The sequence below is a fragment of the Acidovorax sp. FG27 genome, assembly GCF_040365715.1.
Lineage (GTDB): Bacteria > Pseudomonadota > Gammaproteobacteria > Burkholderiales > Burkholderiaceae_C > Paracidovorax.
On record NZ_BAABVY010000008.1, the window covers coordinates 338,013 to 350,366 of the forward strand.

A 12,354-nucleotide genomic window follows, 5' to 3' on the forward strand; every position below is an offset into this window, starting at 1 on the left:
AAGCGCTGCAGGCCGATTTGGCTGGAATTTTCAGGCTCAGCCGTTGGCGCGCTTTTGCAGGATCTCGAAGGCCGGCAGCGTTTTGCCCTCCAGCACTTCCAGGAAGGCGCCGCCGCCCGTGGAGATGTAGCCCACGTCCTTCTCGATGCCGTACTTGGCGATGGCGGCCAGCGTGTCGCCGCCGCCCGCGATGCTGAAGGCCGGCGACTCGGCGATCGCCTGGGCGATGGCCTTGGTGCCATTCTCGAAGGCGGCGAATTCGAACACGCCCACCGGCCCGTTCCAGACGATGGTGCCGGCGGCCTTGAGCTGGGCGGCCAGCTTCTTCGCGGTCTCGGGGCCGATGTCCAGGATCAGGTCGTCGTCGGCCACGTCGGTGGCGGCCTTGACGGTGGCGGGCGCGTCGGCGGCGAAGGTCTTGGCGACCACCACGTCGGTGGGGATCGGCACCTCGGCGCCGCGCGCCTTCATGGCCTCGATCACGGCGGTGGCCTCGCCCACCAGGTCGGGCTCGGCCAGGCTCTTGCCGATCTTCAACCCCGCGGCCAGCATGAAGGTGTTGGCGATGCCGCCGCCCACGATCAGGCCGTCCACGTTCCTGGCCAGGCTCTGCAGGATGGTCAGCTTGGTGCTCACCTTGCTGCCCGCCACGATGGCGACCAGCGGACGCTTCGGCGCGGCCAGCGCCTGGGTGATGGCGTCGATCTCGGCCGACAGCAGCGGGCCGGCGCAGGCCACCTTCGCGTATTCGGCGATGCCGTAGGTCGTGCCCTCGGCGCGGTGTGCGGTGCCGAAGGCGTCGTTCACGTAGATGTCGCAGAGCTGCGCCAGCTTCTGCGCCAATTCAGGCTTGTTCTTCTTCTCGCCGGGGTTCACGCGGCAGTTCTCCAGCATCACGACCTGGCCGGGCTGCACCTGCACGCCGTCCACCCAGTCGGCGACCAGCGGCACCTCGCGGCCCAGCAGCTCAGCCAGACGGGCCGCCACGGGCGCCAGCGAATCGGCCGGCGTCAGAGTGCCTTCGGTCGGGCGGCCCAGGTGGCTGGTGACCATCACGGCGGCGCCGGCCTCCAGCGCCATCTGGATGCAGGGCACCGATGCGCGGATGCGCGTGTCTTCGGTGATGCGGCCGTCATCGCCTTGCGGCACGTTCAGGTCGGCGCGGATGAACACGCGTTGGCCACGGGCCTGGCCCTGGGCGCAGAGATCGGAAAAGCGAAGGATGTGCATGGAGTCGGCTGGTTGGGGGAAGCGGAAGCGCCGCATTCTAGGCGGTGCGCCCGGAGGCGGATGGGCCGTGTAACCGCTTGGTAACCGCCCCGTCGCCCGCGCTGTCCCCCGGGTCTACCAGCCCCAGCCGATGTGCAGCGGCAAATACACCGCCATGCCGATCACGATCGTGCCCAGGATGTCGCGCCGCCAGAAGTAATAGGCTGCGGCGCAGAGCGCGCCCGGCAGGCGGGCGTCGCGCAGGGTGTGGATGAATTCGCCCTGGGTCATGAACAGCTCGGGCGCGATCACGGCCGTGAGTGCGGCCAGCGGGGCGTATTTGAGCCCGCGCTTGAGCCAGTCGGGCATGGACAGTTCGCGCTCCGGAATCATGAAGAACGAGCGCGAGATGAGCGTGATGACGCCCAGGCCCAGGAAGGCGACGGTGGGCTCCACCCACGACCAGTCGAAGCTCCAGCTCATGGGTGGCGCTCCTCGCGCAGCGGCACGTCGCCCTGCTCGACGCGCTCGCGTTCGGCGGGCGGCAGGGCGCCGTCCGCCGGCACCAGCAGCACCTGGGGCTTGCGGCGCAGGTGCTTGTCGGCCGCCTCGATCAGCAGGCCCGCCGTCACTGCCGCCGCGATGGCCACCAGGATGTTGAGCTTGAGCGGCAGCGCGAAGGCGGCGATGGCCGCCGTGGCCGCCACCGCCGCGGCGATCCAGCTGGCCCGGTCGAACAGCATCGAGAGCAGCACGCCCAGCAGCGCCAGCACGCCCGCGAAACCCAGGCCCCAGGAGAGCGGCACCGTGTTGGCCAGCAGGATGCCGGTGATGGTGGGCACCTGCCAGCACAGCCAGTTGAGCGAGGCCGCGCCCCAGAAGTAGGGCACCTGTTCGGGCCGGGGCTCCTGCTGGGGAAAGCGTTTCATGAACGCGACGAAGATCACGTCGCCGCTGAAGTACCCCACCGCCAGCCGCTGGCGGCGCGGCAGCCGGTGGAAGTAGTTGCGCCACAAGCTGCTGAAGATGATGAAGCGCAGGTTCACGCACGACGCCGTGAGCCACACCACCCAGAGCGGCGCGCCCACCGCCATCAGCGGCAGTACGGCCAGCTGGGCGCTGCCGGCATAGACGACCAGGGACATGAAGATCGCCATGGGCGCCGACAGCCCCGTCTTGACCATGGCCACGCCGGTGACCAGCCCCCAGGCGCCGATGCCCAGGGAGGTGGCCAGCATGTCCGTCACACCCAGGCGGAAGGCCGGGTCGCGCACGGTGGTGCGCATGGCGGCGGCAGCGGCGGCGGCGCTCATGCGGCGGCGCCCTGCGGGTCGCCCAGCACCTGGCCGGGCGCGAGCGCGAAGCCGCGCAGGAAGTCCGCCGCCGGCAGCCGCTTGCCACCCGCGCGCTGCAGCACGGTCAGGCGCAGCACGCCATCGCCCGTGGCCACGGCGATGCCCGAGGAATCCACGGCCAGAATCTGACCGCAGCGCCCGCCGCTGCAGCGCAGGATGCTATCGATTTCATAGCTCCACAGTTTGATGGCTTCGCCGCCCGCGAGGGTGCTGGCGCCCGGGAACGGGTCGAACGCGCGGATGCGCCGGCCGATCACCTCGGCCGGCTGCGTCCAGTCGATGGCGCTCTCGGCCTTGTCGATCTTGTGTGCGTAGGTCACGCCCTCGGCCGGCTGGGGCTCCGGGCGCAGCCCCCCGCAGGCGGCCAGCTCCAGCGCCTCCACGATCATGCGGCCGCCCAGGTCGGCCAGGCGGTCGTGCAGCGTGACGGTGGTGTCCGCCGGGGCGATGGGGATGCGCTCCATCAGCAGCATGTCGCCGGTGTCCAGGCCGGCGTCCATCTGCATGATGGTCACGCCGGTCTCGGCATCGCCCGCCTCGATGGCGCGGTGGATGGGCGCGGCGCCCCGCCAGCGCGGCAGCAGGCTGGCGTGGATGTTCAGGCATCCCTTGGGCGGCAGGTCCAGCACCCACTGCGGCAGGATGAGGCCGTAGGCGGCCACCACCATCACGTCCGCGCCGGCAGCGTGCAGCGCCTCGCGGGCGGCGGCGGCTTCTTCGGGGAACTTGCCGTCCAGCCGCAGGCTGCGGGGCTGGGCGACGGCGATGCCGTGGTCCAGCGCGCATTGCTTGACGGGCGAGGCCTGCAGCTTCATGCCCCGGCCTGCGGGGCGGTCAGGCTGGGTCAGCACCAGGGGCACGGTGAAGCCGGCATCCAGCAGCCGTTGCAGGGCGACACGGGCGAAATCCGGCGTACCGGCGAAAACGATCTTCATGGAACGGGTCGGTCGGAAACGGAACGCGCCGCCCGGCACCGCCTGGGCGGTCGGGGCGGCAGCGGCCGGGGAGCGGAAAAAATCAGAACGAACGGTCGTCGTCGGACAACGGTTCGTCAGTGAACATGACGCGGCGCACCACGCCGGCGGGGTCGATATGCACGTGCGCCAGGCGGCGCAGGTTGATGTCGGCGATGAAGCGGTAGTTCCACACGTCGCCGTCGAAGCTGTGCACCCGGTCGATGGTCATGGGCGGGCCGAAGTTGGCGCGCACGTCGGCGGCGGTCCACTGGCCGACCGGAATGCCGGCCAAGCGCTCGAAGGTCATCACCTGCTCGATGCGCGCCACGCGGCCCGCTCCGTCCAGATCGACGTGATACACATAGAACCCCATGGGCCCGGTGCTGTAGACCAGCCGCTCGCCGCCGCCCGGCAGCGCCGTGGCGGTGAACGGGCTGCCCAGCTGGGCCAGCACGGCCGCGCGGGGCGTACCGGCCGCGAGCGACGAGGGGCCGGCGGCGCAGCCCGCCAGCATCGCGAGCAGCACGACTGCCAGCAGCGCCGCGAGCAGCGGCCGCGGCGCACGCACGGTGATCGGCGCGGGCCGTGGGTGGCAGCCTGCGCCGGTGCTCATGCGCGCTGTTCCTCGCGCTGCTGCTTGACCAGCTTGGTCTTGATGCGGTTGCGCTTCAAGGGCGAGAGATATTCGACGAAGACCTTGCCCAGCAGGTGGTCCATCTCGTGCTGCACGCACACGGCCAGCAGGCCGTCGGCCTCGATCACGCGCGCCTGGCCATCGCGGTCCAGCGCCCGCACGTGCACGGCGGCGGCGCGCTCCACGCCGTCGTAGATGCCCGGCACCGACAGGCAGCCTTCGTCGCCCGTCACCCGCTCGGGGCTGGACCAGACGATCTCTGGGTTGATGAGCACCAGGGGCTCGTCGTGCTTCTCGGACACGTCGATGACGACGATGCGCTCGTGCACGTCCACCTGCGTGGCCGCCAGCCCGATGCCCTGCGCGTCGTACATGGTGGCGAGCATGTCGTCCAGCAGGGCGCGCACGCGGTCATCCACCTGCTGCACGGGCTGTGCCACCTTGTGCAGACGGGGGTCGGGGTATCGGAGAATGGAAAGAATGGCCATGGCGCAAGGGAAATATGTCGCTATTTTCGCCACTTTCTGGCAGGCATGCGGGACGCGGGTCCAATAATCGTTGCCCCATGAAGGGCTTGCGCAGAGAATCTCCAACGGTTTTGAATATCGCGGGGCCTGTTGCAAGCGTCACGGAACGTCACGCGAGCCGCCCCGCCGAACGAGGTCTGGCTATCCCAATGCAACACAAGAGGAACAACATGAGGGCATCCCTCCGCGCGCGCCGCACCGTGCTGGGCACGCTGGCTTTCCTGAGCGGATGCCTGTCCGTCCTTCCCGCGTGGGCACAGACTGCCTCGTACCCCGTCACCGGCGCGCAGCGCGCCACGGCCCAGCAGGTCGCCGCCCGCGGCGTGCCGCTGGCCGAGCTCTCGCCCAGCGCGCCCGACACCTATGTCGTCCAGCGCGGCGACACGCTCTGGGGCATCTCGGGCATGTACCTGCAGCGGCCCTGGCGCTGGCCCGAGCTGTGGGGCATGAACCTGCAGGCCATCCCCAACCCGCACCTCATCTACCCGGGCCAGACGCTCTACCTGGAAAAGGTGGACGGCTACGCGCGCCTGCGCACCAGCCGGGCCGGCAGCGGCGAGGGCGAGACGGTGCGCGTGTCGCCCCGCACACGCTACGACAGCCTGGCCAACACGGCGCTGCCCACGCTCAAGCCGCACCTGATCGAGCCCTTCCTGGTCGAGCCGCTGGTGGTGGACGAGCTCACCCTGTCGCAGGCGCCCCGCCTGGTGGCCACCACCGAGGAGCGCGTGCTGATGGCCAGCGGCGACCGGGCCTATGCCCTGGGCCCGCAGGGCAACCCCCTGGTGCTGGCGCCGCAGGTGCCGCGTGAATACCGCGTGTTCCGCAACGCCACGCCCATGAAGGATCCGGCGAGCGGCGAAATCCTGGGCTACGAGGCGCAGTACGTCGGCCGGGCCGAACTGGTGCGCGGCCAGGCGGTCGAATCGACGCCCGACGGCAAGGGCGGCACCACGCTCGACGTCATCCCCGCCACGGTGGACCTGCGCGCCGCCAAGGAAGAAATCCGCGCCGGCGACCGCCTGCTGCCCGTGCCGCCGCCCGGCTACACCAGCTATACGCCCCGCGCGCCGCAGGTGCCGGTCGATGCGCGCGTGGTTTCGCTCTACGGCAGCACGGCGGTGGCCTATGCCGCGCAGAACCAGGTCATCGCCATCAACAAGGGCGCCCGCGACGGGGTCGAGGCCGGCCATGTGCTGACCGTGCTCACCCAGGGCCAGCGCATCCGGGACAAGACCGACGAGCAGCGCCCCACCATCCGCCTGCCCAGCGAAGCCAACGGCACGGCCATGGTGTTCCGCACCTTCGACCGCGTCTCGTACGTGCTGCTGCTGCAGGTCGAGCAGGGCGTGCGCGTGGGCGACCGGCTGGTCAACCCGCAGTAGTCATCGAGCGCAGCGCCGAGCCACCACGGTGGCACGGTGCAAGGCACCAGGCCAGAGCGGCGGCAGGCCACGCTGCCGGATGCGGGGAGGGAAATGCAGGCCATGGACACCGAAGAACTCACCGCCTGGCTGCGGCTCACGCTCAGCACCGGCGTGGGCAACACGGCCGCCCGGCGCCTGCTGGCCGCCTTCGGCCTGCCCCAGGCCATCTTCCAGCAGACCGAGCAGGCCCTGCTCTCCTGCGTCACCCCCGCCCAGGCACGCACCCTGTGCAGCGTGCCCGAAGAGCTGGAGGCGCAGGTGCGCGCCACCCGCCAATGGCTGGACGGCGCGGCAGCCGCCGGCACCGCCCCGCCGCAGGAGCCCGCGCCGGCCCGCCGCCTGCTCACGCTGGGCGACGCCGCCTATCCACGCAGCCTGCTGGCCACCGAAGACCCGCCCCTGCTGCTGTACGTGACCGGCGCGGCGCGCTTCGTGCAGGGCGACTGCGACCCGTTCCCCTCGACGCGCTGCCTGGCCATCGTCGGCAGCCGCAACCCCACGGCCCAGGGCGCCGACAACGCCCGCCAGTTCGCCCGGGCACTGCGCGCCGCCGGCTGCAGCATCGTGTCGGGCCTGGCGCTGGGCGTGGATGCCGCCGCGCACGAAGGCGCCCTGATGGATGCGGGCGACCCCTCGCTGCCCGCCACCATCGCCGTCGTCGGCACCGGGCTGGACCGCGTCTATCCGCGCCGCAACCTGGACCTGGCCCGCCGCATCGCGCAGCACGGGCTGCTGGTCAGCGAATACCCGCTGGGCACGCCGCCGCTGCCCCCCAACTTCCCCAAGCGCAACCGCATCATTTCGGGCCTGTCGCAAGGCACGCTGGTGGTCGAGGCGGCGCTGGCCTCGGGCTCGCTCATCACCGCCCGCATGGCCTCGGAACAGGGCCGAGAGGTGTTCGCCATTCCCGGCTCCATCCACGCCCCGCAGTCCCGCGGCTGCCACGCGCTGATCCGCCAGGGCGCCAAGCTGGTCGAATGCGCGCAGGACGTGCTGGAAGAGCTGCGCCTGCCGGCCGGCCCGGGCCCATCGGCGCGCGACCCGGCGGAGGGCACGGCGACGGTCGATGGCGATGGTGTGGGCGAGCCCCCGGCCGCTGACGGGGCCGGCCCCCATGCCGACCTGCTGGCCGCGCTCGGCTTCGACCCGGCCAGCTTGGACACACTGCAGGCCCGCACCGGCCGGGACACGGCCGGGCTGCAGGTGGCGCTGCTGGAACTGGAGCTGGAGGGCCGCGTGGCGCGGCTGCCGGGTGGGTGGTTCCAGCGGGTCGGGAGTGCCTGAGGGCGGCCGATCACGTAGGCCGGTCCATGGGTCGCCCGGTCGATCCCTGCCCGCGCTTCAGCGCGCGCGAGCGCGAAGCGCGTCGATCATCTCCATGGCTTCGGCCGCCTGGGCGCCGTGGTTGCCGACCAGACCAGGGAAGACCACCGGCGCCGGCTTGGGATGCTCCCTGAGCCACCGCAGATCGTCGGGGTGCGCGGCACCCAGGGATTCGAGCAGCGCCGCGCCGGCGGCATTGTCTTCGCGCACCGCCAGGGCATAGAGCGTCGGGGGCGAGGCCCCGCCTCGGCGCTCCAGCAGATCGCTGCTGCGCAGGTCCACGCCGTGACGCTGCAGCAGTTGCAACTGCTCGCGCCGGCGCGGGTAGTTCGTCTGCACCAGCGTCAGCGGCAGCGACTGGCTGCCCGCTTCCAGCACCACCGGCATGCCGCCGCGCAGGAACAACTCCAGCACGCGCAGGTCGCCCTGGCGTGCCGCCTCGAACATCAGCTGCCGGTCCCACCGCACGCCGATGCGGTCGAGCTCCACGCGCGGGTCATCGCTGCGCCCGTCCCGGATGTCGAGCAGCAGGCGCTGCTGCTGCGCCACCCAGGGCATGGCCGCCGCGACGGCGCCGCCCTGCGCGGCATGCCGTTCGCTGGCCACCGCACCGATGCCGAAGGCGGCGGCGCACACTCCCGCGCAGACCACGAAGCCCGTGGGCATCTCGCGGCCGGTGCGCCGCCCGGACAGCTTCAGCGCCAGCACCAAGACAAAGAGCAGCACCAGCACCACCGCGACGTGGCTGATGTACGGAAAGTAAGGCCGCAGGAAGTCCATCGCCGGCAGCAGCACGCCGGTGCCGATGAACAGCGTGGCATTGATGGGCGCCAGATGGTCGGTCACCCACTTGCCCTTTTCCACGTACGCCTGGGTCGGCGGCCGGCCGCCTCCCGCCGTGCCTTGCGTCATCGCGCCAGATCCTTGGCGTGTTCCTTGAAGAAGGCGCGGGCGCGCTCCAGCGCCTCGTCGTGTTGCCCTCCATAGGCGCTGCGCAGCTTGACCGCCGCCACGCCCAGCCCGATGGCGGCCAGCAGCGCCAGGCCGCTGGACTTGCCAAAGCTGACGCCCAGGGCCGCCACCACGCCGAACCAGGCCAGGACCGAGAACACCTTGAGCGCCTTGGAGCTTTCGTCGCTGTAGCCCGATGCCAGATCGCCCGTGGGCTCGACCGATTCGCCCGTGCCCAGGTCGTAAATCAGCCGGGGCACGCCGACGGTCCCGGTGGCCGGGCCGATGAACAGCACGGCATAGTCGCGCTGCGGCACCACACGGGCCTTCGGGGGCACCTTGACCTCGAAGCGTGAACCATCCCGTTCGGCCAACACCAACACGTTCCAGCGGCTGGTGGTGGTGTAGACGTTGCCGTTGATGCTGCCCACGTGCTGGTGGGACTTCTCGTGCTTCTCCGCCAGCCGGGCGACACGGTAGAACATCATCCAGCGGCCGCCGAAGGCGGTGAAATGCTGCAGGCCCTCCCACTGCGCTTCCCGCTGGCGGCCCGCGTCCTGGCGGTGCTGCGCCGACAGGCTGGCCTTCGCATCGGCATGGCCCAGCGACGCCGCCTTCTCGCACAGCGGCAGCCAGGTCTCGCCGTCCTGGCCCTGGGCGCCCCCGCGCAGCGCCCAGGCCTTCAGGTAGCAGTAGCGGGCGTAGGCCGGCTTGTCGATGTGGGCGATCACCGCGAAGTCGGACGCCAGGCCGTGCAGGGTGTCATACGCGGCCTGCGGATGGGTGCCGACGTGCTCGCCTCCCAGGTACAGCGTGGCCAGCGTGAGGGCGGCATCGGTGTTGCTGTGAGACTCGACGCTGCGCGTCAGCATGTCCAGCGCCGCCAGCGGCTGCGCATGGCACCCCTGGCCCTGCAGCAGCATGCGCGCCAGCAGGTCGGTGGCCGGCCCGATGTTCTCTTGATGCGCCAGGGATGCGTTAGCGTAGGCGCTGGGGTAATCCTTGGCCTGGTACTGCAGGTGCGCAAGCCAGTAGCGGTGGAAGGAAGAACCCAGCTCAGCCGCCCGCGCCGTGTAGCGGTATTCCTTGATGGCGTTTCGGGCCAGTGCGGGCCGGCCTGTGGAATAGGCCGAAGCCAGCGCCTCGCAGGCATCCAGGTCGCCCGCGTCTGCGAGCCGCACCAGCGCGGCCTCGGCGGCCGCCGCCTGCTGCGGCATCTCCGACGACAGCTGTTCGATGATCGCCTGGGCGCCGGGGCCGGCTTGTTCGAGTGCGTTCGTCATGGCGCCACCATCGTCCAGCCGCCGTCCGTCTTCACAAAGCGGCCGCTGCCGGCGCCCATGGACGACGTCCAATCGCAGAAGTAGCCGCCGCGCTCCGAGCTCTTGCAGCCGATGAGCTTGAGTTCCTGCAGCGTGTCCTTGAAGGAGGCCGCTCCCGCCTTGCCAGCGAAGGCCTCGAGCTGCGCCGCGATGGCCGTCCTGACCTGGCTTTCATCGGGCGCGCCGCCGCAACCGGCGAGCAGCAGGGTGCCGGCGCAGAGCGCGGCGAAGTGGGTAAGGCAGCGGTGTGTCATGGTCGGTGGTGGTGGTGGTGGGTGGATGCCATCGGGGCACGCGGCCCCGGCGGGGCGCGGCGGCCGCTCATTCCTCGACGAAGAACTCGACATAGCCCCGCGCATTGCCGGCCCCGCCCGGCAGCCCGTGCGAGACGAAGGCGTACTTGCCGCTCGCCAGCTGGAAGGCGCGGGCGATGGAGGTGCCCTCGGTGGTGGTGAAGCCGGTGGTGCCGAAGGTGGCGGCCACCTCGGCGGCGGAAATCGTCTCGCTCGCGCCACCGGCCTCGCGCTCCAGCACGGTGCCGTCGGCCTGGAAGAGCGCCGTGGAGCGGGGCGTCTGCGCGCAGTCTTCGTACAGCTTGAACGAGCGCCCCTTGAGCGCGGTGACCGCCACCGCGTTGGCGGTGCCCGGCAGCAGCACGTAGCGGCTCTTGAGGCCATTCGTGCCGTCGCCCAGGCCGGAGGCGTTGCACAGCTCGATCAGCCCCGCGCGCGTCAGCACGGTGTTGTAGACGCTGTTGCTGACCGTGTAGCCACCGTCGCTGGTGGGTGTGAGGGTGACCGCGAGCGTGCCGATGAAGAACGCGCCGTTCACCAGGCCGCCGGCGTTGACCGGCACGTTGCCGACCAGCGTCGGCGCGTCCATGGCGCTTGCCGGGTCGAGCTGGCCAAAGGCCTTGAAGCTGGCGGTGGTGGGCGCGGGCGCGGGGTTCGCGGCGCCGCCACCGGAGCCGGTACCGGTGCCTGGGCCGGGCCCGGGGCTGTCGCTGCCGCCGGAACCACCGCCACAGGCGGCCAGCAAGGCAGACACGACGACGGCGGCGCACAGGGAACGAGGGAACTGCATGGGCGAAATCCTTGGAGCTTGGGGGGAGTCGACGGTGGAATGACCGGGTGGTGCGGGAGCCGCTTTCCGGCAGCGGAATCCGCCGGACCTGTGTGTTGTTCGCGCGGCGTCGCCCGGCGGTTCAAAAAATCTTCGGGTGCCGCGCCCGGGAGTGCGCCGGCCGCTGGCTATCATTCGCACGCCGCCGCCAGGGCGGCACTTCGCATCCGCCGGTGGCAGCCCGGCCCCGTCCATTTCTCCATGTCCGTCTCCCCCTCCCCTCAGGAACTGCTGGCAGCCATTCAGGCAGGCGACGAAGAAGCCATGGCCATGCTCTGGCGCGCCTGGGCGGGCAAGGTGCAGCTGTTCGCGCGCCTGCAGCTCGCGCCCTGCGGCCCCGAGGCGGAGCCCCTGTCGCAGGAGGTGGCGGTGGATGTGTTCCACGACCTCTGGCGCGAGCCGGCCCGCTTCGACGGGCGGGTGGCCTTCGGCACCTGGCTGCTCACCCTGGCCCGCAACAAGTCGATCGACCGGCTGCGGCAGTGGGGTGCGCGGCACCGCCGCGAAATCACGGGCGAAGGCTTCGACGACGCGGCCGAGCGCCATGCCGACGAAGCGCCCGGCCCGGCCGAGCAGCTGGACGCCGTGCAGCGCCGCACCGGCCTGCTGAGCTGCCTGCGCCGCCTGCGCAACGGCCTGCAGCGCGAGGCGCTGATGCTCTGGGCGCTGGAGGACCTGCCGCTCGCCGAGATCGCGCGCATCCAGCAGTGCCCCGAGAACACCGTCAAGACCCGCCTCTTCCACGGCCGCAGCCACCTGCGGCTGTGCATGGAGCGCTGGCTGGGCCTGCAAGGGGGCCGCCCATGACCGACCCCCGGCCCGGCCCCCTGGGCGACGAGGAAGCCAGGCGCTTCGCCGACCTGCTGCCCGATTACCTGAGCGGCGTGCTGCCGCCGGCCGACGCCGCCTGGGTGGTGGCGCATGTCGCGCGCCACCCCGCCAGCGCGCAGGAGGTGCGCTGGCTGCGGCAGGTGCGCGCCGACCTGCGCGAGGAGGCCGCCCAGGAACCCCTGCAGGCCGGCCTCGAGCAGTTGCGTGCGCGCATGCGGCAGGCCCCGCCCGGTGTGGCCGCCACGGAAGGCCCGGCCCGCCCTGCACCGGCTGCACCGGCCGCACCGCCTCGGGCGGCGCCGCGCCGGCCCCGCTGGTTCGCCCAGCCGGCCGGCGCCCTGGCCACGCTGGTGATCGTGGCGCAGGCCGGCTGGATCGCCTGGCGCGAAACCAGCCCGCCGGCCGAGCTGGCTTGGCGCGGCGCCGGGGTGGAGGCGTTGCGCGAGGCGCCGCCGCCCGCCGCCGTCGCCCCTGTCGCCAGCATCGCGTTGCGGTTGCGCCCGGGCGCGACGGCGGACACGCTGGCGACGCTGCTGGCCGGCCACCCGGGCCGCCGCCTGGTGCTGCAGTCGCCAGGCCAGTGGGTGCTGGAAGTGCCTGACGCAGCCGATGCTGCGGCCGCCCTGCAGGCGGCCCGGGCCCACCCCGCCGTACTGCAGGCCGGCGCGCCCTGACGCGCGGCGCCGGCGGATCCTTT

The 12,354-nt window shown here is 71.7% G+C and carries 14 protein-coding genes; 4 read left to right on the forward strand and 10 right to left on the reverse strand.

Annotated features, from left to right (window positions below; translation table 11 throughout):
• Window positions 1-36: 36 nt before the first annotated feature.
• From ABWV53_RS06645 to def, 6 genes are all read right to left on the reverse strand, one after another.
• Entirely contained in the window at window positions 37-1,230 is a 1,194-nt protein-coding gene (locus ABWV53_RS06645) for a phosphoglycerate kinase (protein WP_353364197.1), read from the reverse strand.
• Between the two features lie 114 nt (window positions 1,231-1,344).
• On the reverse strand, window positions 1,345-1,692 hold the full coding sequence (locus tag ABWV53_RS06650) for an AzlD domain-containing protein (RefSeq protein WP_353364199.1): 348 nt from the start codon (window positions 1,690-1,692) through the stop codon (window positions 1,345-1,347).
• Window positions 1,689-2,522, reverse strand: coding sequence for an AzlC family ABC transporter permease (locus ABWV53_RS06655; protein WP_353364201.1), 834 nt, complete (start codon window positions 2,520-2,522; stop codon window positions 1,689-1,691). Before ABWV53_RS06655 ends, ABWV53_RS06650 begins: the two co-directional genes overlap by 4 nt.
• Window positions 2,519-3,499: a methionyl-tRNA formyltransferase gene (gene fmt, locus ABWV53_RS06660; RefSeq protein WP_353364203.1), complete on the reverse strand. Its 981-nt coding sequence runs from the start codon at window positions 3,497-3,499 to the stop codon at window positions 2,519-2,521. The genes ABWV53_RS06655 and fmt overlap by 4 nt, the downstream gene beginning before the upstream one ends.
• Window positions 3,500-3,581: 82 nt before the next feature.
• Complete coding sequence (locus ABWV53_RS06665) at window positions 3,582-4,133, reverse strand: hypothetical protein (protein ID WP_353364205.1); 552 nt, start codon at window positions 4,131-4,133, stop codon at window positions 3,582-3,584.
• Window positions 4,130-4,642 carry a peptide deformylase gene (gene def, locus ABWV53_RS06670; RefSeq protein ID WP_353364207.1) on the reverse strand — a complete coding sequence of 171 codons (513 nt, stop codon included), beginning with the start codon at window positions 4,640-4,642 and terminating at the stop codon, window positions 4,130-4,132. Before def ends, ABWV53_RS06665 begins: the two co-directional genes overlap by 4 nt.
• Before the next feature lie 209 nt (window positions 4,643-4,851).
• On the opposite strand from def, the gene ABWV53_RS06675 reads away from it, so the two are divergent.
• Window positions 4,852-6,066 carry a LysM peptidoglycan-binding domain-containing protein gene (locus tag ABWV53_RS06675; protein WP_353364209.1) on the forward strand — a complete coding sequence of 405 codons (1,215 nt, stop codon included), beginning with the start codon at window positions 4,852-4,854 and terminating at the stop codon, window positions 6,064-6,066.
• A 102-nt stretch (window positions 6,067-6,168) separates the two neighbouring features.
• Complete coding sequence (gene dprA, locus ABWV53_RS06680; protein ID WP_353364211.1) at window positions 6,169-7,392, forward strand: DNA-processing protein DprA; 1,224 nt, start codon at window positions 6,169-6,171, stop codon at window positions 7,390-7,392.
• Window positions 7,393-7,449: 57 nt separating this feature from the next.
• Here the strand turns inward: dprA and ABWV53_RS06685 are convergent, their stop codons facing one another.
• The 4 genes from ABWV53_RS06685 to ABWV53_RS06700 form a co-directional block, all read right to left on the reverse strand.
• Window positions 7,450-8,343: a hypothetical protein gene (locus tag ABWV53_RS06685; RefSeq protein WP_353364213.1), complete on the reverse strand. Its 894-nt coding sequence runs from the start codon at window positions 8,341-8,343 to the stop codon at window positions 7,450-7,452.
• Entirely contained in the window at window positions 8,340-9,665 is a 1,326-nt protein-coding gene (locus ABWV53_RS06690; RefSeq protein ID WP_353364215.1) for an SEL1-like repeat protein, read from the reverse strand. Before ABWV53_RS06690 ends, ABWV53_RS06685 begins: the two co-directional genes overlap by 4 nt.
• Window positions 9,662-9,958, reverse strand: a complete 297-nt coding sequence (locus ABWV53_RS06695; RefSeq protein WP_353364217.1) for a hypothetical protein — start codon at window positions 9,956-9,958, stop codon at window positions 9,662-9,664. The genes ABWV53_RS06690 and ABWV53_RS06695 overlap by 4 nt, the downstream gene beginning before the upstream one ends.
• A 67-nt stretch (window positions 9,959-10,025) precedes the next feature.
• A complete protein-coding gene (locus tag ABWV53_RS06700) occupies window positions 10,026-10,787 on the reverse strand; it encodes a hypothetical protein (protein ID WP_353364219.1) in 762 nt (253 codons plus the stop codon).
• A 240-nt stretch (window positions 10,788-11,027) separates the two neighbouring features.
• Between ABWV53_RS06700 and ABWV53_RS06705 the strand changes: the two genes are divergently transcribed.
• Together ABWV53_RS06705 and ABWV53_RS06710 are read left to right on the forward strand one after the other, a co-directional pair.
• Window positions 11,028-11,633: an RNA polymerase sigma factor gene (locus tag ABWV53_RS06705; RefSeq protein WP_353364221.1), complete on the forward strand. Its 606-nt coding sequence runs from the start codon at window positions 11,028-11,030 to the stop codon at window positions 11,631-11,633.
• Entirely contained in the window at window positions 11,630-12,331 is a 702-nt protein-coding gene (locus tag ABWV53_RS06710; protein ID WP_353364223.1) for an anti-sigma factor family protein, read from the forward strand. Before ABWV53_RS06705 ends, ABWV53_RS06710 begins: the two co-directional genes overlap by 4 nt.
• Window positions 12,332-12,354 lie beyond the last annotated feature (23 nt).